This is a genomic window from Altererythrobacter lutimaris (assembly GCF_013371495.1).
Lineage (GTDB): Bacteria > Pseudomonadota > Alphaproteobacteria > Sphingomonadales > Sphingomonadaceae > Erythrobacter > Erythrobacter lutimaris_A.
Genome location: NZ_JABWTA010000001.1, coordinates 88045 through 112886, shown reverse-complemented (window position 1 = coordinate 112886; position 24842 = coordinate 88045). Strand labels below are relative to the sequence as shown.

The 24842-nt window shown below is 57.2% G+C and carries 24 protein-coding genes and 1 tRNA gene; 9 read left to right on the top strand and 16 right to left on the bottom strand.

Going from position 1 to position 24842, the window contains the following annotated elements; translation table 11 throughout:
- Positions 1–17: 17 nt before the first annotated feature.
- Entirely contained in the window at positions 18–593 is a 576-nt protein-coding gene (locus tag HUO12_RS00515) for a hypothetical protein (RefSeq protein WP_176271745.1), read from the bottom strand.
- A gap of 69 nt (positions 594–662) precedes the next feature.
- Positions 663–739 (bottom strand) — tRNA-Arg (locus HUO12_RS00510).
- Positions 740–799: 60 nt separating this feature from the next.
- On the opposite strand from HUO12_RS00510, the gene HUO12_RS00505 reads away from it, so the two are divergent.
- A complete protein-coding gene (locus HUO12_RS00505) occupies positions 800–1555 on the top strand; it encodes a queuosine precursor transporter (RefSeq protein ID WP_176271744.1) in 756 nt (251 codons plus the stop codon).
- A gap of 3 nt (positions 1556–1558) precedes the next feature.
- Here the strand turns inward: HUO12_RS00505 and HUO12_RS00500 are convergent, their stop codons facing one another.
- The 5 genes from HUO12_RS00500 to HUO12_RS00480 all read right to left on the bottom strand — a co-directional run bounded on the left by HUO12_RS00500 (position 1559) and on the right by HUO12_RS00480 (position 8344).
- Positions 1559–3133 carry a Ppx/GppA family phosphatase gene (locus tag HUO12_RS00500; RefSeq protein WP_176271743.1) on the bottom strand — a complete coding sequence of 525 codons (1575 nt, stop codon included), beginning with the start codon at positions 3131–3133 and terminating at the stop codon, positions 1559–1561.
- A complete protein-coding gene (locus HUO12_RS00495) occupies positions 3130–5280 on the bottom strand; it encodes an RNA degradosome polyphosphate kinase (protein WP_176271742.1) in 2151 nt (716 codons plus the stop codon). The genes HUO12_RS00500 and HUO12_RS00495 overlap by 4 nt, the downstream gene beginning before the upstream one ends.
- A gap of 122 nt (positions 5281–5402) precedes the next feature.
- Complete coding sequence (locus HUO12_RS00490) at positions 5403–6428, bottom strand: aldo/keto reductase (RefSeq protein WP_176271741.1); 1026 nt, start codon at positions 6426–6428, stop codon at positions 5403–5405.
- A 21-nt stretch (positions 6429–6449) separates the two neighbouring features.
- Positions 6450–7187, bottom strand: coding sequence for an SDR family NAD(P)-dependent oxidoreductase (locus HUO12_RS00485; protein ID WP_176271740.1), 738 nt, complete (start codon positions 7185–7187; stop codon positions 6450–6452).
- A 14-nt stretch (positions 7188–7201) separates the two neighbouring features.
- Complete coding sequence (locus tag HUO12_RS00480) at positions 7202–8344, bottom strand: acyl-CoA dehydrogenase family protein (RefSeq protein WP_176271739.1); 1143 nt, start codon at positions 8342–8344, stop codon at positions 7202–7204.
- 245 nt (positions 8345–8589) lie between these two features.
- Between HUO12_RS00480 and HUO12_RS00475 the strand changes: the two genes are divergently transcribed.
- The 3 genes from HUO12_RS00475 (at position 8590) to HUO12_RS00465 (ending at position 11120) form a co-directional block, all read left to right on the top strand.
- Complete coding sequence (locus HUO12_RS00475) at positions 8590–8826, top strand: hypothetical protein (RefSeq protein ID WP_176271738.1); 237 nt, start codon at positions 8590–8592, stop codon at positions 8824–8826.
- Positions 8827–9059: 233 nt separating this feature from the next.
- Positions 9060–10001: a family 16 glycosylhydrolase gene (locus HUO12_RS00470; protein ID WP_176271737.1), complete on the top strand. Its 942-nt coding sequence runs from the start codon at positions 9060–9062 to the stop codon at positions 9999–10001.
- 165 nt (positions 10002–10166) lie between these two features.
- Entirely contained in the window at positions 10167–11120 is a 954-nt protein-coding gene (locus tag HUO12_RS00465) for a hypothetical protein (protein ID WP_176271736.1), read from the top strand.
- On the opposite strand, the gene HUO12_RS00460 is transcribed toward HUO12_RS00465, so the two are convergent.
- The 9 genes from HUO12_RS00460 to HUO12_RS00420 all read right to left on the bottom strand — a co-directional run bounded on the left by HUO12_RS00460 (position 11121) and on the right by HUO12_RS00420 (position 20410).
- Positions 11121–12806, bottom strand: a complete 1686-nt coding sequence (locus HUO12_RS00460) for a glycerol-3-phosphate dehydrogenase/oxidase (RefSeq protein ID WP_176271735.1) — start codon at positions 12804–12806, stop codon at positions 11121–11123.
- Complete coding sequence (locus tag HUO12_RS00455; protein ID WP_176271734.1) at positions 12803–14023, bottom strand: polysaccharide biosynthesis protein; 1221 nt, start codon at positions 14021–14023, stop codon at positions 12803–12805. The genes HUO12_RS00460 and HUO12_RS00455 overlap by 4 nt, the downstream gene beginning before the upstream one ends.
- A 14-nt stretch (positions 14024–14037) precedes the next feature.
- Entirely contained in the window at positions 14038–15372 is a 1335-nt protein-coding gene (locus HUO12_RS00450) for a class I adenylate-forming enzyme family protein (RefSeq protein ID WP_176271733.1), read from the bottom strand.
- Positions 15373–15375: 3 nt separating this feature from the next.
- A complete protein-coding gene (locus HUO12_RS00445; protein ID WP_176271732.1) occupies positions 15376–16074 on the bottom strand; it encodes an SDR family NAD(P)-dependent oxidoreductase in 699 nt (232 codons plus the stop codon).
- Positions 16071–16361 carry a hypothetical protein gene (locus HUO12_RS00440; protein ID WP_176271731.1) on the bottom strand — a complete coding sequence of 97 codons (291 nt, stop codon included), beginning with the start codon at positions 16359–16361 and terminating at the stop codon, positions 16071–16073. The genes HUO12_RS00445 and HUO12_RS00440 overlap by 4 nt, the downstream gene beginning before the upstream one ends.
- A 30-nt stretch (positions 16362–16391) precedes the next feature.
- Positions 16392–16928 carry an acyltransferase gene (locus tag HUO12_RS00435; RefSeq protein ID WP_176271730.1) on the bottom strand — a complete coding sequence of 179 codons (537 nt, stop codon included), beginning with the start codon at positions 16926–16928 and terminating at the stop codon, positions 16392–16394.
- 69 nt (positions 16929–16997) lie between these two features.
- Complete coding sequence (locus tag HUO12_RS00430) at positions 16998–17978, bottom strand: NAD-dependent epimerase/dehydratase family protein (RefSeq protein WP_176271729.1); 981 nt, start codon at positions 17976–17978, stop codon at positions 16998–17000.
- 3 nt (positions 17979–17981) lie between these two features.
- Complete coding sequence (locus HUO12_RS00425; protein ID WP_176271728.1) at positions 17982–18689, bottom strand: methyltransferase domain-containing protein; 708 nt, start codon at positions 18687–18689, stop codon at positions 17982–17984.
- A 38-nt stretch (positions 18690–18727) separates the two neighbouring features.
- Positions 18728–20410 (bottom strand): glycosyltransferase family 39 protein, encoded by a 1683-nt coding sequence (locus HUO12_RS00420; RefSeq protein ID WP_176271727.1) that lies wholly within the window; start codon positions 20408–20410, stop codon positions 18728–18730.
- Positions 20411–20538: 128 nt separating this feature from the next.
- On the opposite strand from HUO12_RS00420, the gene HUO12_RS00415 reads away from it, so the two are divergent.
- From HUO12_RS00415 to HUO12_RS00395, 5 genes are read left to right on the top strand one after another with little or no spacing between them, the layout of a single operon-like run.
- Positions 20539–21522 carry a glycosyltransferase family 2 protein gene (locus tag HUO12_RS00415; RefSeq protein WP_332310352.1) on the top strand — a complete coding sequence of 328 codons (984 nt, stop codon included), beginning with the start codon at positions 20539–20541 and terminating at the stop codon, positions 21520–21522.
- Positions 21515–22573 (top strand): glycosyltransferase, encoded by a 1059-nt coding sequence (locus HUO12_RS00410; protein ID WP_176271726.1) that lies wholly within the window; start codon positions 21515–21517, stop codon positions 22571–22573. The genes HUO12_RS00415 and HUO12_RS00410 overlap by 8 nt, the downstream gene beginning before the upstream one ends.
- A gap of 39 nt (positions 22574–22612) precedes the next feature.
- Positions 22613–23332: a hypothetical protein gene (locus HUO12_RS00405; protein ID WP_176271725.1), complete on the top strand. Its 720-nt coding sequence runs from the start codon at positions 22613–22615 to the stop codon at positions 23330–23332.
- A gap of 1 nt (position 23333) precedes the next feature.
- Entirely contained in the window at positions 23334–24515 is a 1182-nt protein-coding gene (locus HUO12_RS00400) for a glycosyltransferase family 4 protein (RefSeq protein WP_176271724.1), read from the top strand.
- The gene (locus HUO12_RS00395) at positions 24490–24741 is read left to right on the top strand and encodes a hypothetical protein (RefSeq protein WP_176271723.1); all 252 of its coding nucleotides are present in this window, start codon (positions 24490–24492) and stop codon (positions 24739–24741) included. The genes HUO12_RS00400 and HUO12_RS00395 overlap by 26 nt, the downstream gene beginning before the upstream one ends.
- The last annotated feature ends 101 nt before the right edge of the window (positions 24742–24842 follow it).

Below are 24842 nucleotides of genomic sequence, written 5' to 3'. Positions count from 1 at the left end.
CGATGAATTTTTAGTAGCTATCCTAGAATCGCCTCAATGAAGCTGGCTAAGAAATACATGCAAGTACCTATCCCGATCAGCGAAAGCATGATTTCGAGACGGACCAGCCATGGGGAAACTGCGCGTTGAGGGATCATGGCGATTGCCTTGCCCTCAACTTCTCGAGATCTGACCGCAGTTAGCATAGGCAGTTCCTGATTAATGCTCATAATCTCGATCACAAATACCTCTTTTGGTGCAAGGCTTGGCAGAGTAAGTGACCAGCGCCCCATCCCTGTGGTGCTCGCCTCGAAGGCGCGTCCAGGATACACGGTAAATATGGGTGGCTTCCAGTTGAAGGTAAATTCAACATCAGTGGCTGGCTGAAGGCCGGTATTTTCCGCCACAATACTAGCCGTATGAACGACCTGCATTTTCTGGATCACTTTGCCGTCTTTGTCATGAAGGGGTTCTTCAACGGGATAACTCGATGCGTGGCGAATACTGTAGAAAAGCTTCGCTTTAAGTCGGAAAATTCGCTCCAATGCGAAGCCTAGAATGACCGTGCCAATCGAGACCGATTCAGCCAGATTGTTGGTTATCAGCTCAAGCATTTTGGCCTCATTTTGTATCCTATATGTTACCTGATTGAGCATCAGGTAACTGCTAAGCTATTGATTTCATGGCGCGCCCGGCAGGACTCGAACCTGCTGCCTCAAGATTAGAAGTCTCGCGCTCTATCCAGATGAGCTACGGGCGCGCGCCGCGCGCTCCTTAGCGTGCTTTTCCTGAGGGGCAAATGGCGTTAGGGCGCGCAGCGATGGAAAATTCCGAAGTAAGCTCAGCGCCGCAGCGCACCTCCACAGCACCCAGCAGCTTCCGCTATTACGATCTGGTGATGGCAGCGTTCGTGACGATCCTGCTGCTCTCCAACCTGATTGGCGCTTCGAAACCGAGCTACATAACGCTACCCGGCGGCGATCCATGGATCTTCGGGGCAGGCGTCCTGTTCTTTCCCATCAGCTACATCATCGGCGACGTGCTGACGGAGGTCTATGGGTATGCCCGCGCGCGGCGTGTGATCTGGACCGGCTTTGCCGCTCTCGCCTTTATGGCGTTCATGGCGTGGGTGGTCGTAAGCCTGCCGCCAGCTGACGGATGGCCGTTCCAGAGCGACTATGAGAATGTCTTCGGCAATAGCTGGCGGATCGTAATCGCAAGCATGGTCGCATTCTGGGCCGGGGAGTTTGCCAACTCCTTCGTGATGGCAAAGATGAAAGTCTGGACGCAGGGCAAACATCTATGGAGCCGCACGATCGGATCGACTGTGGTCGGCCAAGGGCTCGACAGCCTGATCTTCTACCCGCTTGCATTTTGGGGCATTGCCGGATGGCCACCTGAAACGCTGGTTCAGGTTGTGATCTCGCAATGGCTTATCAAGACCGCATGGGAGGCGTTGCTCACGCCAGTGACCTATCTGGTCGTCAACAAGCTCAAGCGCGCAGAGGGCGTCGACCTGTTTGACACCGATACGGACTTCTCCCCATTCGCAAGCAGCAAGACCGGTGCAAGCTAGGGCTTACTCCGCCGCTTGGCTGACGCTATCGAAGGGATCGTCGTTTCCGCTCTCGCTTGAAACGTCCCATTCTTCGTCGGGAACAGTGCGGATTTCATAGTCGCCGCCGAGATGGTTCGCCAGCAAGGTCATATCCTTGTCTTGTGGCAGACCGCGCAAATCCCTGTGGCTTTCACGCAGTTGCAGCACGAGCTTATCCCCGTCGCGGAGCAGCCTGCTGACTTGGAATGATCGCTTGGAGCGCGCTCCGAGACGCCTTGCAAGCCGGATCGACAGCCCCCAGCCAATCGCCTCGTTCAAGGCCTCTTCGCTCGCCAAAGCTGTGACTTCAGATGGCAAATCCAGATGGTTGCGGTTGGCACATACTGCCGCTGCCATCATTGCACGCTCATGCGCTTCAATCCCGATCCAGCGCTTATGCAGCGCCCAATCCACTGCCTGGTGGAGCCGCAAATTGGGTTCAATCTGCATGGAAGCGAGCGACAGCATCGTTGCCGCGAGCCGCAAGCGTTCTGAGCCATGTTTGCCAGCCGGCACTGCATCCACCGTCCATCCTGCGACACGCGTCGAAAGTCGAGGTGGTGCCCCACGCTGGGCTGCGAACAGGGTTAGACCGGCAAGCAGCGGATCCTGCGAGCGAGCACCGATCTCAAGCCGGTCATAAAGCAGCCCTTCGCGCAGTCCCCATGACGAGAACACAAGCCGCTCAGGTTGGAGCTTTTTCAGCATTGCCCGAAGTAGCACGGCTGCATGCGGCATCGTGTTGGAACGCATGGTCGAGATGCGCTCGATTTGCTGGAGGGTTTCAGGCGTTGCTTGCGCCAAGTCTTCAGCGAGGACGCGTGCACGCTTGGGATCAAGCCACAAGCTGTGCGGATCGCTCAGAGGATGCCCGACCTTCTCCATCGCATAGACCGCCATCGCGCGCCACGTTCCGCCAACAAGATAGAGCGGTGCATCGATGGGCTTGCCCCAGCCGCCCTTCTTCAGCTCTTTGCCCAAGGCTTTGAGCATAGAATCAGGATCACCGTCGCCAAATGCGGAGAGCCTCAAGGTGCCAAGAGGCAATGACGCTGCATCGCATGTCTCGCCATCCCGAATACGGATCAGTTCCAGACTGCCTCCGCCCAAGTCAGCCATCACGCCTTGGACGCCCGGGAAGGCACCGATCACCCCCTGGGCACTGACTCGTGCTTCCTCTTCGCCGGAGATGACACGCGGCTTGAAGCCGAGTTCTTTGACCGCTGCGATGAAGTCAGGTCCATTCTCTGCTTCGCGAGACGCAGCGGTTGCGACCGTTTCCACGTCCTCGATTTCGAGCTCTTCAAGCAATAAGCGGAATCGCCGTAATCCCTGCAAGGCTAGATCGAATGAATCTTGCGGAATACGCCCAGTCTCGGCCATTTCGCGGCCCAAGCGCGCGGCAACCTTTTCGTTCAACAGCACCACGGGTGCACGCATGGAGCCACCATAGACGACCAGGCGCACTGTGTTCGATCCGATGTCGATAATCGCGCGTTCCGGCGTATTGCCGCTGAAAATGCCATCGCGGTCTGTACGACGTGCGCGAAGGCTCATGCGTGACGCCCTTTGCGTAGTGCGAGTTTCGGCACCGCATCAGGCTCGAGCGCCCCTCCTCGTCCTGAAAGCGAGGGGTTTGTCATGAAATAGCGGTGACAATTAAAGGGCTTATCGTCAGGCTGCATGCGCGAATAGCTCCCATCAGGATGCAGCTCCCAGCTTTGTTCTGTGTCGAGCACATTGGCAAGCAACACTTGTTGCAAAACTTGATCGTGCACGGTCTTGTTCTTGATCGGAATGAGCGCTTCGACCCGTCGATCCAAGTTACGCCCCATCAGATCAGCGGACGAGATGAACACCTTGGACTTGCTGCCGGGCATGGACTGGCCATTGGCAAAAGCGAAAATACGGCTGTGTTCAAGGAAGCGACCAATAATCGATTTCACCCGAATATTCTCGCTAAGACCTGGCACGCCTGGCCGCAATGAACAGATACCACGGCAAACAAGCTCAACCTCGACGCCGGCCTGGCTCGCGGCGTAAAGCCGGTCGATCATTTCCTTGTCAGTGATCTGATTGAGCTTGAACCAGATCGTCGCAGGCTTGCCTTTGCGCGCGTTTTCGATCTCTTTGTCGATGCACTCATAGAGCCTCTCGCGCAGGTTGAGCGGTGCGACCGCAAGCAGTTCCATGCTGTGCGGTTCGACGTAGCCGGTTACGAAATTGAACAGCTTCGCGGCATCGCGGCCGAGCTTGGGAGAAGCGGTAAAGAAGCTCAGATCGGTATAAATCTTGGCTGTGACCGGGTGATAATTCCCGGTGCCGAAGTGGCAATATGTGCGGAAGCCTTGCTCCTCGCGGCGGACGACCATTGCGACCTTCGCATGCGTCTTCCAATCGACAAATCCGTAAATGACTTGAACTCCGGCCCGCTCCAGCTTGTTTGCCCAGAAGAGGTTCTGCTCTTCATCAAAGCGCGCTTTGAGTTCGACCACCGCGGTGACTGACTTGCCGTTCTCTGCCGCTGCGATCAGAGCATTGATGACAGAGCTTTGTGTGCCAGCCCGATAGAGCGTCTGCTTGATCGCAACGACATCAGGGTCGGCCGCCGCTTGCCGGATGAAGTCCACCACCACTTCAAAGCTTTCATAGGGGTGGTGGATGATGATGTCTTTTTCGCGAATGGCGGAGAAGCAGTCCCCATCATGTTCGCGAATGCGTTCCGGATAGCGCGGCGAATAGCTGTCAAATTTGAGATCCGGGCGATCCTCTTCGACGATCTCGGCCAGTCCATCGATACCAATAATACCATCGGTCTTGATGACCGCTGCTTCGTGCACACCCAACTGCTCGAGCAAAACCTGCTCGGCATGAGTGTCGAAATCTTCTTCCATTTCCAGCTGGATCACCTGTCCGCGGCGGCGGCGCTGGATCGCGCTACGGAAGGTGCGCACCAGGTCCTCGGCTTCTTCTTCGATTTCGATATCGCTGTCGCGCAGCACTCTGAAAAGGCCATTACCTTTGATTGTGAAGCCGGGGAAGAGATGATCGGCGAAACGGACAATCAGGCTTGCAATACTGACATAGATCGCCTCTTCTCCGGGCACGCGAACATAGCGCGGCAGCGCGGGAGGGATCAGGATCATCTCGATGATCCGTTCCTTGTCCACCTCCCGATTGAGCGTGAATAGCAGCCCCATCCCCTCGTTGGTGACGAAGGGAAACGGGTGCGCAGGATCAAGCGCTTGCGGCGTGATGATCGGGAGGATCTCCTCCAGAAAGTAGTTCTTGAGCCATTGATAGGCGGACGGTTTGACCCGGTGCTCGTCAGCAACGTGAATGTGCATCTCACCGAGGCGATCATGCAAATCGCGCCAGATGGTCTGCTGCCTTGCGCTGAGCTCCACCAGCTTTGACCGGATCGCTGCGAGCTGTTGTGACGGCGTCTGTCCGTCGATCGATGGCTTGCCGATGCCGCGCTGCACCTGGCCCACGAGGCCCGCCACACGGATCATCATGAACTCGTCAAGATTGCTGCCTGAGATCGAAAGGAACCGCAGGCGCTCCAGCAGTGGATAGCTTTCATTCTCCGCTTCAGCGAGCACACGCTCGTTGAACTTCAGCCAGCTCAATTCGCGATTGAAGTAGAGCTCGCTATCCGCGATCTCTGCCTGGTCTTCGCTGATGGGCGCGTGCGTGTTCATAGTCCTCTCTGCTTCGTGGCGTTTCCCCTAGGAAACACGCACGAATCGACGATCAATCCCTCTTATGCCTCAATTCTTGGCAATTCGTGGAATCCGATTGACCATCGCGCAATTGAGGACTTTCAATCAGGAAGGACTGTAACCTGATCCATGGGAGGCAGGCTCATTCCCATGCCCGTGGGTACCTTGGGTCTATACGGCGCTTCAAGCGCTTCGATTTCTTCCGCTGTGAGCGCAATATCAAGCGCCGCAACAGCATCGTCGATATGGTGCGGTTTGGTAGCCCCAATGATGGGCGAGGCCACTTGCGGCTTGGTAAACTGCCAAGCCAACGCCACGCTCGCCATCTTTGCGCCGCGTGCTTTCGCGATCTCGCCGACCCTTGCGATGATTGAATGATCGACTGCATTCTCGTCGTCATAGATAACTTTGCCGAAGCCGTCCGTTTCGCTTCGGACAGTTGATTCACCCACCGGACGGGTCAGACGGCCTCGCGCAAGCGGGCTCCACGGGATCACACCGACGCCCTGATCCGCACACAGCGGCAGCATCTCGCGCTCTTCCTCACGATAGAGGAGATTGAGCTGGTTTTGCATGGAGATGAATCGCGTCCAGCCGTTCATACGCGCGGTTTCCTGTGCCTTCGCGAATTGCCAGGCATACATGGACGAAGCGCCGATATAGCGAGCTTTGCCTGCCTTCACGATATCATGCAGCGCTTCCATGGTTTCTTCGATGGGTGTCGCATCATCCCATCGGTGGATCTGATACAAATCCACATAGTCCATCCCCAGACGGGTCAGGCTGTCATCGATTGCCTGCATCAGTGACTTTCGCGAAAGACCCGACGTGTTCGGCGCGCCTCGCCATGGCAGATAGGCTTTGGTGGCTACGACGATCTCGTCACGCTTAGCCATAGCACGCAAATGCTTGCCGGTAATCTCTTCAGAAGTCCCGCCAGCATAACCATTGGCTGTGTCGAAGAAATTGATCCCCGCTTCCAGTGAGCGGCGGAAGAATTGCGCAGAGGCCTCTTCGTCGAGCAGCCAGTCCCCGTGCCAGCCCTTGGACGTATCACCATAGCTCATGCATCCAAGGCAAAGTCGTGAGACTGTAAGACCTGACGGCCCAAGGCGGGTGAACTGCATGATTGGTCTCCAGATTTACGGCTAGAGCGATAGCCCGCCATCAACGATCAATGACTGGCCCGTGATATAGCTCGCCAGTGGAGACGCGAGAAAAAGAGCAGCTCCTGCCATATCCTCGGGCCTGCCCATGCGGCCTAATGGGATGCGAGCAATCGCGCCTTCGCGGCGGTTCTCATTCTCTGTCGTGACCCTTGTCATCTTGGTCGGCACAAAGCCAGGCGCGATCCCGTTGACCCTCAGCCCGTCCTTCGCCCAGGCTTGCGCAAGCGATTTGACGAGACTTACCGCGCCCGCCTTGCTCGCGCCGTAAGCTGGATTTCCGATCATGCCATGGAATCCGCCAGTGGAACTAACGATGGTAATCGACCCACCCCGCTCGGCTAGGCCTGCGCGAAAAGCACGCGCACAATCCATCAGCGAAGTCAGATTGACCTGGACTACCTTGTCCCAGCCTTCCGCTTCGAATTCCTCGCGGTTATAACGCACAATGCCTTGGCACAGGATAAGCACGTCGAACGCGCCAATCTTCTCGGCAAGGGAGTCAACGCGATCCCTTTCGCTAACATCGAGCTGGTGGTAGGTGAGGCCCCTGAAGTCGCTGTCTTCCGCCTCCAGATAGTCGCCTTCGTCAGGGCGAGTACCTGTGACGTGAACATCAGCTCCCCGCGCGCCGAAGCCTTGCGCAATACCGTTGCCGATCCCGCTTGATCCTCCGATGACGAGGACACGTTTTCCGGTGAAATCAAGCGGATCGATCATTCAAGCTGTCTCCCTTAGATTGCGCGGCTGATCACTTCCTTCATGATCTCGTTCGTGCCGCCAAAGATGCGGGTTACGCGGGCATCGCGCCAGAGGCGAGCGATCATGTATTCGTTCATATAGCCCGCGCCGCCATGCAGCTGCAGCGCCGCATCGCAGATTTCCCACTGCAGATCGGTGTGCCACAGCTTAGCAGCACTCGCTTCGTCGGTCGTAAGCTTGCCATCCAGATGACGCTTGATTGCCCAGTCCAGATGCGCCCAGCCGACCTGCAGCTTGGCCTTCAAATCAGCCAATGTGAATTTCGTATTCTGAAATTCAAACACGGTCCGACCAAAGGCCTTGCGATCTTTCGTGAAATTGACCGCTTCATCAAAGGCTCGCTGCGCGCCCGCTTGCGCGCTCACCGCAATCGACAAGCGCTCCTGCGGCAGCTCTTCCATCAGGTGGACAAAGCCGCGCCCTTCCCCGCCAAGGATGTTGGTCTTGGGAACGCGGCAATCGCTGAAGAACAGTTCGGACGTGTCGGCAGAATGCTGCCCGATCTTGTCGAGATTGCGGCCCTTTTCAAATCCGGGCGTACCCGCTTCAACTAGCACGAGCGAAGTACCCTTCGCTCCCTGGCTGGGATCGGTCTTTGCAACGACAATAACAACATCTGCATTCTGACCGTTGGTGATGTAGGTTTTAGAACCGTTGAGGACCAAATGGTTGCCGTCTTCGATTGCAGTGGTTCGGACGCCTTGCAAATCGCTGCCTGCCCCCGGCTCAGTCATGGCAATGGCTGTGATAATGTCGCCTGAGACCATGCCCGGCAGATATTTCTCACGCTGCTCTGGCGTTCCCAAGCGTTCGAAATAGTTCGCGGTAATGTCACTCTGCAGCCCAAAGCCTGCCGACGTCCCGATATAGCAAAGCTCTTCATTGACGACGCAGTTAAAGCCGAAATCGAGACCTAGACCGCCATTCTCCTCCGCGACCGTCGGGCACAACATGCCCGCTTCACCAACTGCCTTCCACGCTTCGCGCGGGACAATGCCCTCTTCCTCATGCTGGTCCAGATATGGGACCATATGTTCTGCGAGCACTTTGCGCACAGTGTCGCGGAAAGCCTCGTGATCTTCATTGTAAGCAAAGCGATTGGAAGTATCGAGCATGGGTGTCCTAAAGTCTGGTCGATGGAATCATTGGATGTAGTCTCAAGCTCGGCAAGAGACGACTTTGAACATGCCATGTCGAGAAGAGATTGCAAAGCGCAACTGACCTTCCGGCGGAGTTAGCTTGAATTTGTTAACTCGTTAGGCAAAAACGATAGCGTCACCGCTTGGGATGACAAACGACCACACAGGGAGTGCTGCTGGACCAGAAGCATTCGCCAGTCTGATCGGAGAAGGGGCAAGGAATGGATAAGCTCGATACAGGGGCTTTGGTGGGTTGGCGCGCGGACGATCTGGGACAGCGTGTCGTCCTGCATCTGCAAACCATGCATCGTAATGGCAGCAGCGAACGGGAAATGCGCGAGCGTGCGATCTTGCTGGATCGCAACCAGGCGGTGCAGCTGGCTAACTACCTTTTCGAAGCCATTGGCGAGACCAAACCGGCCAAACGCGGCGCAATCAGGGCCTTCTTCGGCACATAACCCCGTTAAGCAGTCCAGTTTTTCATTGAATTTCAGAGTTATAAACGGTCCACAGTCTGACTGCACAAGGCCGTACTGAAGCGGGACTCGCGTTCAGTAGTGCTTGCGATAAGCCGGGTGACGTCTAACCTGCCTTACATGCACCGGGATTAACCATGCTCGGTCGTTTGCGGTAAAGGTTAGCGAGTCACGCAATGCTTACGATTTTCTCAGCTTCGAGAAAGGAATTGATCGTGGCTTCACGTGTCTCATCCATCCTCGCCTTATGCGCTCTGACGAGCGCGTCCATCCATCCGTTAACTGCGGGACCGCGCTCGATCTCGATCACGCCCGATGGCAATGTAATCGAGCATCCTTCGCAGCAGCCGCTTGGGAAAGGTGGAGTGTCGCGCAAAGGTCCTGGACCAAGTAAAACACTACCTGAGAACGGCGGAACCAGCGGCTCTAGTACGGGCACCAGCGGGAGCAGCGGATCTGGGTCGACCGGAAGTGACGGCGGGACCATGGCAGAGAGCGATCTGGCGCCGCTCGATCTGTCGGATATGCGGCTCTACAATTGGTATGGGAAGTGGCACGCATCCAATTGGGACAATGCGTGGTCTTCCCTCCCGTTTCGATATGATCATGTAATTCAAGACGAAAATGGTGACACCCATTTTATCTTCGATGAGAATGGCGCGCCTGAACTCAAGGCTCAAAACGGGCACCCTTATTCGACAAAGGCGTTCTACGAGGTCGATGTTACCTTGCCGGAATTGCGTAGCGGCATGGTCGTTGCGCCTCTGTGGCTATGGCATGATCACACGCGCGACGAGGTTGATTTCGAGTTTGTAGGCGACAAGTTTCTGCAGCTTACGATCCACTCCTATCGCTCTGGCGAGCATCGCACCAAAGAGCACCAGATCGAAGGAAATTTTTCCGGCCAGCGGATGAAGCTGGGCATTGCAACCGACCTGGAGCGCGGCGAGATCGATATGCTGGTCAACGGGCAGGTCGTGTACACTTTCTATAACAATACCAATGCTTTCCCGACCGGAGAGATGCGTCCCGTAATCTCCATGTGGGTCGGCGACAATGTCAGCTGGGCGGAACCTTGGACCGGACCGTGGGAAGGATTTGCGGAGGGTGAACAGCTGGTCATGACAGTGCATGGCTACCGCTTTGAGCAACAATAGCGCCAGCCATACAACCCATGTATTTCAATGGTTTATAACCCAAAACAGCGTTAATCCGCTGACATAAGTTGCACCGCTTCGAGACACTTGGCCGCAAGGCCGGTTCAGCGCTCGCTCATTCGTGATAGAGCAAAAGCCTGATCAACTCCGATTGAGGCTTATCGCATGAACTCGCCAGCTTTTTCAGCAAAATCAAGTCTTTCCATCGCCGTGACGATGGCATTCGTGCTGCTCGTGGCCGCCGCTCCGGTTAGCGGACAAGACGCTGTCGAAGGCGCCGAGACAGCGGGAGATACCCCTGAGATAAGTCGAGATAACCCGCAGATGGCCGCAGATGAAGCTGGCACAGTGCCAGAAACCGGCGAGACAGCTGCGCAATCGCAAGTCACTGTAACCGGCGAGCGTATTTCGCAACCACTGCCAGAGCCCAACACGGAACTGCGTTTGCCCCGGATTTATCTGTCCGACATGAAACCATGGAACTGGAACGGTATGTGGCACGCCAGCGAGTGGGCGAATGGCGACTCCACCATTCCATGGAAGTATGGCCGCGTGCGTCAGGCCTTTGGCGGCGACACGCACTTTGTCCTGAACGCCAGCGGCGCACCAGAGCTCAAAGCGCAAAAGGGCCATCCGGAATGGACGCAAGGCATGTATCAGGTCGACTTCACGGTTCCCGATATGCGCCCTGGTCTGATCGCGACACCAATCATGCTCTATAATGACCGGACCGAAGAATCGATCGCTGTTCAGATTGTCGGCAAGCGTCATCTCCAGATTACGATCCACGGCGCTCCGGAAGGCATTCGCCAGTCTGAAGAGTTTCGCCTTGCCGGAGACCATTCCGGTCGGCGGATGCGCGTGGCATTGCGCCGCCATGCCGACCTTGGCTTGATCGATGTGTTTGTCGATGGTGAGAAAGTGCACGGCTTTAATGAAGAAAGCCCCGCTTTCCCGCGCAGCGCGATGCGTCCGATTATCTCGCTTTACGCCGCTGACAGGCATGGCTGGGCCAAGCAATGGGCCGGCAGCTGGCAGCCGCTTGAACCAGGCGAACGTATTCGGATGACAGTGCACGGATATCGTGCAACCCCGCTTGAAGCGCTTCGCGGAGGCTAACTAGCCCGACCGTAGCGCGTCGGCAGCGGGAAACGTTCCGTAATTGGCGCGCGCTTCCACCGCAGCGATTTCGCTCGCGATCCGCGTTTCATCCCAGCCGAGCTCTGCAGCCATAAGCCGCGCAATCGCATCCAAAGCGGACGCAGGCGGCAAGGACGCGCTGCCGAGATCAGTCCGGCGCAGGACGATGTCCGCCAAGGACAACGCCTGTTCGTATTGCATAGCGTAGGAGACTTCGCCTTTGAGGACATGCGTACCGGCAATGAAGTCGAGCGGGCCGAGCTTGCCTGCATGGCGAATCACCTCCGAAAAGCCCGTTCCGTAATGCTGCATGAGGCGCGTACGTGCTGCGCGTGGCAGAGCATCCATCACACGCTCCGCCTCGCGCCTGAAATCTTCGAGCTGCGCGATCCCCCCGCCCCAAATCGGCATGTGAGCTGTTTCCGCTGGCGTTTCTTTGCCAAGCTGTTCGCACACTGCATCGAGCGCCTCTTCTGCCAAAGCACGCGCTTCTGTAAGCTTCACTCCTGCAATACCGAACAAGCCGCGCAGCCCGTCTAGCGTACCATGATCGAGCACGCGGCCTTGCTTTTCCGGGTTAGGCGAGCCTTCGCTCGCAGAAGGTAAAACGCCCCAGAACACGCGGTAGACATCGCCGCGCTTGAGCTTCGCATCGGGCAAAGCGCGGTTGACTGCATCAATGTAGCGGTCGACTTCGTCTTGCGTGATGCTGGATTTGTCGGCTGGCCCATTGAGCGGCAAATGCATCGTCCCGAGGATCGACTTGCCACGCCACGGGACGGCAAATTGAAGGCTTTCCCCGCGGTCAACCAGCGCATCCGTATCGTGATAGGTTGGCGGAACAGGAAAAGAGAGCACATGCCCTTCGCACAAAGATTTCGTCACAAGGCCGAATGCGCGCGCCAGTGGAACGCGCGTTTTCGCGCCTGACCATCCGGTGAGCGGCCCGGTCGCATCAATCACTATCGAGGCCTGTATCGTCAGAGCCTCGTCGCTCAATTGGTCACGCGCGAACACGCCTTGCACTGCGCCGTCAGGCGCTTTGAACAGTTCCTCGGCTGCGACACGGTTCGCGATGACTGCGCCTTTTTCCGCAGCGGCGCGCAGCACGCCGATCACCAGCCGCTCTGTGTTCGTGACCAGACCTTCCGGCCAGACCGCGCCTCCGGTTAGCTTCTCAGGCGCGATCAACGGACAGGCTGCCAGTGCCTCTTCGCGCGACAACATCTTCGAAGACGGAACCGCCAATTCCGGATCTTCCGAACGACGCCATTCGCGGCTCAGCCAGTCATAGATTGCGGTATAAATGCGCACCGTCTCGCGGCCCTTTATGCCGTGCCCGCGTACCGGCATCAGCACTGGCACATGCTTCATGATATGCGGCGCGTTCGCAAACAGAGCAGCACGTTCCTTGGCAGATTTCTTCAATCGTTTGAGGTCGCCATGCTGCAAATAGCGCACCCCGCTATGCGCGACTTTGGCCGAGTTTGCGCTAGTCGCGCAGGCAAAGTCATGGCTTTCAATCAGCGCCGCCTTGAGGCCGCGCGATGCTGCATCGAGGACGCAATAAGCGCCGTCAATTCCGCCGCCCACAACCAGTACGTCGAAGCTCTCATTCTTCAATCGGGCCGTATCGCGGACCAGGGCGGAAGCAGGAAGGTTCATGCCGCCTTCGCTTGCCGGGCAAAGCTGCGCCACGCCATGCTGAGCACCGGGATCGTGACAAATGCTTGCGCAGCAGCGACGCTAAGGATCACACCGATCAGACCATAGGCTGACCCCAACCAAGCGGCGATCAGCGAAGCGAGAAGTCCGCCCCAGCCTGCGAAGTTCAAGGCGTGGAGCATGCTGACAGAGCCGAGCGCTGTGATGATAGCGCGCGCCAGTGCTTGGCCGATCATGACCAAGCCGCTGCAACAGGCCGCAAGTACCAACCAATGGCTGGCTTCATAGCGACCATCAGTCAGCCACGGCATGAGGTAAGGGACAAGGAATACGAGCACGCCTGAACCTGCAATCATAAGCCCCGCAAGCGCCACCATCTCAAGGCGCACCCGCGCATAATTGCTCGCTAGCTTCTCGCGGTCGCTCAATTGCGGGGTCAACGCAAAGCCCATGCCTGAGCTTATCAGGCGAAACGGGAAAATGGCGAGCGAAGAGAGCAGGCTGAACGTCGCAAGGCTGCCAAGGTCGATCAGCGCGGGCAGGATGAGCCGCTCCATCTGCAGCGTTAGCGTGCCGAGCGCGGCCAGGCCCAGCAGCGGCAAGGCCTCAGCGAAACGATAGCCTGAAGCGCCTTTGGCGAGACCTTCGCCGCTGGCTGCTTTGACGAGCGCAAGCACCATCGCGATGCCGGTCCCGCCTGCATAAAGCCACAGGACATTGGCAAGGCTCAAGTTCGACCAGACTTGCGCGAGCCCCGCGATCAGCAGCAAGCCCAAGTTCGGCAAGACGTATATGACCAGCGCGAAGAATGTGCTCCCGCGCCGCCGCAGCTCCGAGGTGGCGCCAACCATGACGCCGCCCAGCAGGATCGAAACGGCGAGCGCATGCGCTGCATTAGGGCTCATGTCGACATAGAAACTCGCGCCCAAAGCGAAGACGAAGCCTACGAAGCTGCCCGCAAAGATCTGCGCGAAGATCATCCGCAGCGTGTAGCGCATGGTGCGCCTGATGCTCAGCTGATCCATGCCCAGCGGCGCAACCAAAGCCGCGACGTTGTAGACCGCAATCGCCAGCGCAAAGCGCGCATAGGCTTCGACCTCCAGCCCTCTTGCCAGCAGGATATTGGCCAGCGCGAAAGCTGCGCCGCTCGCTGCAAAAATCAGCGCAGAGCCGATTGTCGCATTCTTGAAGGGTGCGATGAGCGACGCGAGCTTCATGGCTCTCTCGCGCGCTAGCTACGACGCAGCAGCTTTTGCCGCTCGCCGGTCAGCGCGTCTTGCGTCAGCTCGATAGTCACAGGGACTTTGTAGCGGGCAAGACGCGCGCTGCAATGTTTGCGCACAGCCTTGCGCACAGCGGCGGTGTCGGCGCCTTCGACTGTCCGGATGCGTGCAGCGATCACCTTGCCGAGCAGCGGGTGCGGATCGCCGCGCACGATCACTTCGCGCACTTCATCCAGCTCGCGGATCACGTCTTCGATTTCAGCGGGATAGACTTTCTCGCCGCCCACATTGATGAGCTCGGATTGGCGGCCGATGATGCGGATCCATTGACCGTCTTGCTCGACGCTGTCGCCGGTTGCGATCCAGCCGTCTACGACCGACGGCGTCTCTTCACCGAGATAGCCGATCATCGCGGTCGGCGCGCGAACATGGAGCATGCCGTCTTCGATGCGGATGCCGACTTTGCGTTCATCCAGTTCGATAAAGCGCTTGTCATCAGGCTTGGTACGCGCAGGAACCACGCCGAATTCTGATGTACCGAATTTCTGGATGAGCTTGGCATCTGGCAACATGGCTTCCAGCCGCTCTAGAGTTGCTTCGTCCATAGGCTCTGAACCGTAAGTGATAGTGCGCAGCGACTGGAGATCGCTCGCAGCGTCTTCATCCAGGCACAAAAGCCTTAGGAACGAGGGGGATGCAGGCAGAACTTCAGCCGATGTCGAAGCAATGGCCTCGCGCACGGTCGTGGCGCGGCGATCCTTCAAAGCCACCAGAGTGCCTCCCGCTGCGAGCGTGTAACAGGCCGTGTCGAGCCCTGCGATATGGTCGAACAGCAGGAAGCCGATGGTGGTGTGCGCTTTGCTGGCATCCTCGAAACGCGCGAGGAAGCGCTCCGCGTCATGCAGCACCGCTTTGGGTTTGCCGGATGTCCCGGAAGTGAAGATGACAAGGCCGGGCGTGCTCGTCTGCCGCAGGGTTTCGAGCTGCGGATGGGGTTCGCCTTTAGTGCCTTGAAGAGCCGCGATCTGCTCGCCTTCCACCAAGTGACTAGCCTGGCAAAGCTCCAGCAATTCCGTATCCGCTTCGCTGGCTACTGGTAGCAACGCCACGATGGCCCCATGCCCTAAAGCGGCCAAAAGATTGGCGATGGACGCACTGTCATAGTCAGCTTTGAGCGCGATCACATCGCCCGCTGCAACGCCCGCCTCGGCCAAGCGCTCGCGCACGGCGTCGACGCTCTCAACCAGCTCTGTAAAAGTGACGACCCGCCCATCCGCTTCGATCAGCGCCGGGCGGTCTGCATATCGTTTAAACCGCTTCAATAGGCCCCTGAGGCCCGACATGGATCAGCACACTCCGCCCATATAGACGACCTGGCCGGTCACAAAGTCGCTTTCCGGCTTGATGAAGAAATCGCAGATATTGATGACGTCTTCGATCGTGCCTTTACGATGAATGGCTTGCCGCGCGACAAGCGCATCCATCTTGTCCTTCGGCACTGACTTGATGAGGTCTGTGTCGACCGGCGTCGGCCCGACCGCATTTACAGTGATGCCAGACTGGCCGAGCTCCATCGCGAGCACTTGCGTCAGCGATTCCACAGCCGCCTTGGAGGCCGCATAGGCCGCTTCGCCTTCGAGCCTTAGAGGCGTTGCAACAGTTGCGAAATTGACGATCCGTCCGCTCTTCTTCTGCATCATCACTTTGCCGACTTCGCGGCAGAACAGGAATGTGCCGAAAGTGTTGGTCGCGAAAATCTGCTCCATTTTTGCAAGCGGCGTGAGGAACGCATGGTTCATCGACGCAATACCGGCATTGTTGATGAGCGCATCGATCTGTCCGAACTCGCGCCGCACCGCGCTGACCATGCGGACAACCGCTTTCTCGTCAGCCACATCGACCTCAAAGTGGCGATAGCCCTCTGGCGCATCTTCCCACGCCCCGCGAGAGCAGCCCGCGACTTTCCATCCCTTTGCGAGATAATGCTCGACAATACCGCGGCCAATGCCTTTGCGGCTGCCGGTTACGATCATGACGCCGCTCATGCTTCGGCGAGCTCCCCTTCAATGAATTCGACGAGAGCGCCAATACTACGAAACGGGCTGTTGCGCATCGACATGGCTTTTTCGCTCGCGATCACGATAGCCTTGTCAAACTCGTCATTGATGCGCGCTTCGGTTTCACCCACGAGCATCACCAGCGAAAGCGAGTCCAGCTCGCTTTCATCGCCGTAAAGCGGAGTTTCGTCCGTCGGATTTGCGAACTGCTCCATATCGAGATCTTCGTTGATGTCCTTGATCGCACCAAGAACGATTTCTTTTACGCTGGCCACTTCTGCCTCCGTTCGTGCCCGGACCGCCCCTTAGCGGCGAGCAATGATCTTTGCCGGGTTGCCTTGCAAGACAACGTCAGCGGGAAATTTTCGCGTCACAAGCGAGTTCGCAACAACGATGGTGTTGTCGCCGATCTCAGCGCCGTCCGTGACTGTCACACCGGCGCCAAGCCACACATGATCGCCAATGGTGATTCCCTTGGAGATCACATCCATGTCCTCCAGATGCACACCCTTTTTGGAATAGCTGTAATTGGCTGCGACAATGTGAACATGCGGTCCGGCGATGAAATTATCGCCAATCGTCGTGCCTTTGCCGCCATCAATAAAAGCACCGACAGCAATGCGTCCGCGATTGCCGATCTTGAGCACGCCATCGGTAGCCTTGATTTTGGCAAAGCTGCCGACATGGCAATCATTGCCCAAATGCAGTTTCGGCGACATTTCAACCTCAGCCTTGGGGCTGATTTTCGCTTTGAATTTCAGGAAGTAATAGAGCGACACGACAAAAGACGGCGTGAGCACACGCGCAATGCCAGTCCAGGCAGATTTCTTTCTCTCGCTCATGCGATCCTATCTAAGCAAATCAGAGGTTTGCGAAAGGTGCTTGTCCACAGTGTCGCAGAGCGGGCCACCCTAGCGCGGAGGAAGTAAATTTTCCTCGCGATACCAATCGATCGTGCGGCGAAAACCCTCTTCGATATCGACTTGCGGCTGATAACCCAGAACGCGGCGCGCCTTGGAGATGTCGAAGGCGCGGTCATGCTTGAAGAATTTGAGCCGGCGGCGATAGAGCGGCGGATTGAACCGGAAAATCAGCCCGAGCTTTTCCGACACCCAGGCAAGCGCCATCATCGGCTGCCATGGCAGGTTGATCCATGGATGTTTCGCACCCAGCACATCAGCCGCTGTGTTCACATAATCGCGCAATTTGTGATACTTGGCAGAGCCAATCACAAAGGTTTCGCCTTTGGCTTCCGGCTTTGTTGCTGCGAGCGTGATGCCTTGAACAAGGTCATCAATGAAGACGGGATGGAAGTACGCATCGAACTTCCCAGCGATGAAAAACGTGCCTGAGCGGATCATTTTGAACATCTTGAGCATGCGCAGATCGCCCGGGCCATAGATCGCACAGGGCCTGACGATCGCGACTTCGATATTGCCCTCTTCACCGCGCGCACGGCACATCTTTTCCGCTTTCAGCTTGGTACGCTGATAATCATCCTGCGGCGAGAATGGTGCGTTCTCATCCGCCGGCACATAAGGCACGCTGCCATGCACGCCCATGGTGGAGATATAAACGAAGCGCTTCACGCCCGCTTTCTCTGCCGCATCGAGCAAAGTCTTGGTCATGCCGACATTGATGCGCTCAAATTCGTCCGTCGTGCCGACATCGCGAAACATGGCCGCGACATGGATCACAGAGTCGACGCCTTCGACAAAGCGCTCCGCTATCCCCGCCTGATCGGTTGTACCGACGATCGCATTGGCGCGAGCTTCTTCAGGCAAACGCGCGGCATCACGCGCCAAGCACACGACGTCATATCCATCTTGCAAAAGCTGTCGCACTAAGGCCCCGCCAGTGAAGCCTGTGCCACCCGTTACGCCAATGCGCATAGTCTACTCGCTATCAATTCGGTCAAATCGGGCGACCGCCGGGTTGCCCATCAATCTTGTCAGTCCCAACCCTCGAGCCAGTGCTTCGATCCCTTTCATTAGCCTGTTGCTACCAACAGCTCGATGAATTGCCATGGGTATAAAAAACTGCCGTTCGATCACATTCAAGCGAAATCCGTTTCGTTCGAAAGCCTTGATCAGTCTGCGGTCCGAAACACTGGTGAATTCACGCGTGTCGCGCTCGATGTGCTTTTTGTATTTGAACAGCCAGCGCGAAAACAGGTTGATGCTACGCTGGCTCGGATAATCGACAATCACAGTTTGACGCGCAAGGCGGCACATCTCTGCCACAGCTGCATCAATATCGTCGGTATGGGCCAGCAAGCGCACGCAAATCACGCCGTCAAAGACTTTGCTTGCCATGTCGAGCTTATGAAGCGGACCAACGATCTTCGGATCCGCTGTGTTCGCGCGGTCAACCAGATTCATAGAAGAGGCGCTCACCGTTCTCGCAAATCCATATTGCTGCAGCAACGGCGCGACCTGTCCGTGTGTGCCAGCGTGGTCGAGGAAAGAAGCTCCGGCAGGCAAGCGCGGCTCTGCATTGAGGATAGCGGCAAGCGAAAGTTCCTGCACATCGAGCAGATAGGCACCGGCATCGCCGGAAAAGCGCAGCGCATATGCCTCAGATGCTGTAACGGTATCTGGCAATGATCTGACCCTGACTTTATGTTTAAGCTGTTGTTTGCCTAGCTTTGTTTAGCGAGTTCAGCTTCTACAATTGTGCAGTCTGTATCGGTTTGATCCACTGGACGATCCCATTGGTAAAGCCGCAATGCGCTGTGATCCATTGCCACAGGCTTTGCCCTTGTTTCGATCACAGCCATGGTCTCCGGTGGCAAATAGAACGTCCCGGCCTTCTTCGACTGCAAAAGAATGTCAGCCGAAGGCAAGCAATCGAGCGCTATCGCCAGTTCTTCTGCATTGCCAATCCGCACCTGACCGGTTTTGCGCTCGTAATTGAGCGGCTGGTCATCGTCATTCAGCGGATTGATCAGCATGAACTGTCCGGCTTGTCCGTAATAGGCCTGGATCCAAGGGTCACTTGCAATCAAGACACTCTCGCCAATGCGCAGCTTTGTGGCAGCCTCTTGCGATGCGGCTTGCATAGCAGGGTCTAGCGGCTCACCGGAGAATATCGGTTTGCCAGCGAGGGTCGCGCTGCCATCGCGTATTGCCCATTTTGCAGACTCGCGGAAGGACAAATTTCCAGCCAGCGCGAATGCCAGCACGGCCAGCGCCGCGCCGTTCGAGACCCAATGGCCCGGCCCTGCATTGCCAAACGGCACTCTGTCGCGAATCATGCCGGCGAGCCACAGGAAACCGCTTCTGAGGCCAACGGCCCACAGCAGAATGATGAACGGCACGCACTGCATGATATAACGCGGGGCCTTCATTCCGCCGATCGACTGCACCAGGAGGACGGGAACAATAACGCTGAGAGCGAGCAACACAGCCTTGCGTGAATGCGATAGGCCAATGAGCACAGCAAGCGGGGTGAGCGGCCACAGCACGCCATACATCGCGCGAAGATAGTCATCGTAGTAAAGGAAATTGTTGGCATCCTGCGCCGACCAGGCCTGTGTTGCGCGCAGTTCCGGCCACATCATCGAAGCGCCCGCCAGACCAATTACGGCGCCGATAACCAGTGCTGTCCCAACAAGCGTGCGCTCAGGCGAAGACGTGCGGGCAAACTCAAGCGAGAAATAAGGCGTGCGAGTGAACAGGAAGAGGATAAGACCCGCGATCCCGAGAATGGAGATGACTTGCAGTAGCAATGCCAGCACAGCGAGCGCTAACGCCGCTACCGCTGCAATGGCTGTGCGGATAAGATTCGCTCGCGGCGCTCCGAAGCTTGGTCCAGCAAAGATACATGCAATGCCAAGGATACACGCCGTCTGCATGGTGTAGAAGCGCGAAATCTGGCTCCATTCAATCGCCATATTGTCGACGGTGAGCAAGGCAGCAGCGATCAAGCCGACAGCAGGCGACGCGGTCCGCTTGCCGAGTATATATATAAGCCAAACGCACACGACACCGGCGACCAGCGCGGGGAAACGCGCGGCGATAAAACCGTCGAGGCCAAGCCACGAATGCGCCCAGGCGGTTGAAATCGTGAACGGCCAGGCGCGGTCGTAAATGCCGCGAATGAAGGTGAGGCCTTCGCCTTCTGCCCAGCTTGCACCTGCCAGCACATGATACCATTCGTCGGGATGGATCTCTCGCGAGGACAGGCCTACGAGACGCAAGACGGCAGCAATCACCACCAGCCCCAGCGCTAGCCAGCCGGCACGGCTCAGGCTCAGCCCGGCGCCGTTGTTAAGCGGTCGATCCGCCTCTGTCTCAAACTGGTTCGCCTGCATTTCCATCACTACTATCGAGTCGATTCCTAGCCGGACTTACGGTAAAACTCTTGAGAAATTGATTTAATAAAACGCTTTGTCACGACTTGGGACGGGCGTTCACCACCGCATAACGACTTTGGGGGGCATGCCAGACCGTGATCAAGTCCGTATCGATCGTTGTTCCTCTTTATAATGAGGAAGACAATGTCGAGCTGCTGTGCCGCGACATCGCGGCGCATTGCGCGGACTTGCCGGGCATCGAGGTAGTGCTGGTCGATGATGGCAGCAGCGATGCGACTTTGTCCGAGGCGCGCCGCATGATGCTGGAAATGCCCATGGTCAAAGTCGTCGAGCTCGATGGCAATTTCGGTCAGACCGCGGCAATGGCGGCCGGCGTTGAGCTCGCAAGCGGGGAAGTTGTGGTCACAATGGACGGCGACCTGCAAAATGATCCGAAGGACATCCCGCGACTGCTGGCTTTGATTGAAGACGGGCACGACATCGCTGTGGGGTGGCGCAAGAAACGCCAGGATGGCGGTGCGCGCGTTGTCATCTCGAAAATTGCCAACCGCATGATGGGCAAAATCCTCGGCGTGCAAGTACAGGATAGCGGCTGCTCTTTGAAAGCGTACAAAGCGCCGCTTATCAAAGGCATCCCGCTTTATGGCGAGATGCATCGCTTCATTCCTGCGCTTTGCAGTCTTGCAGGCGCCAAGCTCGCAGAGATCGAAGTCAATCACCGTGCGCGCCAGTTCGGTGTCTCCAAATACGGCTTCTCGCGTATCCAGAAAGTGTTCTTCGACATCATCTCGATCCGCGCTTTGCTCAGCTATGCGCGCCATCCGCTGCGCTGGATCCAGCTGCCGCTGCTGTTCGGCTTGATCCCTGCAATCGTCATGCTGCTGGTCGGCTATTTCACCAATGGCTATGTGTCGGTGATCGAAGCAGCGGTGGCTTTCGTCTTCTTCTCCTTTTCCATCTTTATTCTCGCATGGGGATTGCTGGGCGCCTTGTTCGCACAGATTGAACCCAGCGTTGCGCGATATGCACGGCTCGCTGCAGGCCTGCCGTCAAGCAATCGCGAAACGCTCGAGCAAATGATGGACCAACAAATGATGGACCACACCAACAATGGTTGATGCCAATATGCCTATAGATGTTTCCGTGATCATCCCGGTTTGCGGGCGCTTTGACGATGTGCCCCGCTTGCTTGAGGCGTATCGCGATGCGGTCAAGGATCACGTCGAGAGCCAAGAGATCATCTTTGTGGTCGACGGAGCTCAGCCTGCGTTTGAAGAGAGCCTGGCTGAAGTCGACAAGGACAAACAGCCTGATCTCGTGCTGCGTATGCCTTCACGCTTCGGTGAAGCGGCTTGCCTGATGCAAGGCGCGCGACGGGCTCGTGGCGAGCAAATCCTCATCTTGCCAGCCTATTTCCAGCTTGAACCCGGCCATATCGGAAAATTGTTCGAGGATGAAAGCGGCGCGGACGTTGTCACCGCAGCGCGCGACCGCAGCGAAGACACGCCTATGAACCGCTTGCGCGGCTGGTTCTTTGACCGCTGCGCCTCGCTTGCCGGTTCCCCCTATCGCGATCCGGGCTGTGCGGTGCGCCTGCTGCGCGCGAACATCCTGCCAGAGCTGAATCTGCAGGACGAACAGCACCGTTTCTTGCCGCTCATTGCAGAGCGCGCCGGATACAGCGTCAAATTGCTGATGTTGCCGCAGTCGGAGATGGACCGGAAATTCCGCTATCACGCGCCCACCGACTATCTCGGTGCCTTGCTCGACCTCATCTCGATGGGCTTCCTGATGCGCTTCATGCAGAAGCCGTTCCGTTTCTTCGGATCGATCGGGGCAACCTTTATCGCAGCGGGCGTCTTGCTCGGCATCTACATGGTAGTCGAACGCACATTCTATTCTGTGCCAATGGGTGACCGCCCGATGCTGCTGCTGGTGGTGCTGTCGATCGTACTGGGTCTGCAGATCGCTGTTGTCGGACTGATTGCAGAAATCGTCATGTTCACAAGAGCGCGCAAATTCTCGACCTATCACGTACGCTCGGTTTCCCGTGTCGAGGAAGACGCCGAGACAGTTAGCGAAGATAGCGAGGCTGCCAGCGATGAACCGGATACACCAGACACGCCTGATTCCGGTCAGAATGTCCTGCCGATCAAGCAGGTGAAGTGACACCGAGCAGTGGCTTCCCAGCCTGACATCTCAAGCGACATGACTTCAACGCAGGATATTGCGATGGACGGACACGTCCATTTGCAACGCGATATGCCGTGGGATCGGATTGCCGCAAACTTCGAACGCGCTGCACCCGGCCATTTGCATGTTTGCCTGATCGTCGAATCCGCCGGTGTCGATCGCTTTGCCGAGCTTGAACGCACCAATCAGAGATGGGGAGAACTCGGCCTAAGGGACGAAGCGACTGGCTTGCACTTCATTGCCGGACGGCAGGTCGTGAGCGCTGAAGGTCTTGAAGTGCTTCATATCGGATCGCGCGATCAATCGCTCGAAGGTGCTCCTGCTGATCGCGTAATTGCGGCAGGTCTCGATAGAGGCGCTGCTGTGTGCCTGCCATGGGGCTTTGGCAAGTGGCTCGGCGAGCGCAGACGCTTGGCACACGAGCTCTTTGCGCGGCTGTCTCATCAGATCCTGCTCGGAGACATTACCAATCGGCCTGCCCTGTGGCACGAACCGATGTTCGCCGGCGAACGTGTGCTTCGCGGAAGTGACAATCTGCCGATGGCTGGTTCAAGCGATAGCGTGGGCGCGTTCGGCTCCACCTTGCAGGCGAACTCGGCACCGATCGGCGCGCAGGACATCATCGCCATGCTGCGTAACCGGACCGTGCCGCTGACACCATACGGACAGCGCAAGAGCGCGCGCGCCAGCGTCGGCGAACAGCTGCGCTTGCGGCTTGCAAAAGGGGGGCGCTAGGATGCGTATCCTCCTCGTTGCCCCGCAGCCATTTTTTATCGAACGCGGCACGCCGATCGCTGTGCGCTATCTGGCTGAGAGCCTCGGTGCGATGGGGCATGAAGTCGATCTGCTGACCACGCATCTGGGCGAGGATGTCGAAATGCCCGGTGTGACGATACACCGGGCGAGCAAGGCATCTTTCATCAAGTCACTTCCGATCGGGTTCTCGCCTGCCAAGCTGATGGTCGACGGCGCGATTGGTGCAGCCATGGTCAAGATGGTTCGCGAGAAGCGATATGATGTGATCCATGCGGTCGAAGAATCCGTCTTCCTCGCATTGCCGCTCTGCCGGGGCAAAGGCCCTCGCCTGGTCTACGATATGGACTCAGTGCTTAGCGATCAGCTGATCGAGAAGTTCTCGAAGCTCCGCTTCTTGGGCACTGCCATGGAAGCATTCGAGAGGCGCGCGGTTCGCAGTGCTGATCTCGTCTTGCCTGTATGTGAAGCGATTGCCGATCGCGCGCGCGGATGGGGCGCAAAGGCTGTGCAGGTTCTGCCCGACATCGCACCGGACATGGCTGCAAGCGATCTTGCGGGCGCGCATGTTCCGTCGATCCGTGAAAGCGAGACCAGACCGCTGGCGCTCTATGTCGGAAACCTTGATCACTATCAGGGCATCGACCTCTTGCTCGATTCGCTGGCGCAACTGTCTTCGGATCAGAGACCCGATATGGCGATTATTGGCGGGAATGAGGAAAGTATTAACGCCTATTCATCGCAAGCGAAGTCGCTTGGACTGGCCAATGATGTTCGGTTTCTGGGGCCCAGACCTTTGTCCGATTTGATGCATTATCTCGCTCAGGCCGATATTTTGTGTTCACCGCGGATCAAAGGCATCAACACGCCAATGAAGGTTTACGCCTACATGGCGAGCGGCGTCCCTATCGTCGCAACCGATATTCTCAGTCACACACAGGTTCTCGATAATTCAACGGCTTATCTTGGTGATGTAACACCGGATGGATACGCCAAAGCCTTGCTGAATGCATTGAATGCAGGGGCCGAAAGAGAGAGTATCGGACGGGCTGCTGCTTCCCGCGCTAAGCAGGAATACGGAATTGATCGTTTTCGCCAACGCTTGTCTCAGGCCTACGAGCTGCTGGAGCAAGCCAATAATGAAAACGACGAACGGGTCGCCTGAAACGACAAAATTTGTGCCCCCCACAGATGCGGGCTTTAACCAAACTGAAATATTCGCTAGAGGGGACCTCCCTTCGGGGCAAAAAACGCAAGAAAATAACGCGGGCGCAGAGGAAGTCGTAATGATTGGTGTTCAACTACCGGTCACAGCTTTAGCAAAAGCAATGGCACTGAGTGGTCTCATGTGGGCTGCAATTGTCTACCAAGCAGTGATCTGGTTCAGCTAGCACTAGCTACCGGAACAAAGTGGTAAATTCGCACGGATAAGTCCGTGGCTTCCGTACGTGCGCCGATTATCGCGCGCATGTGACGAGCCTTGGGCTGCTGC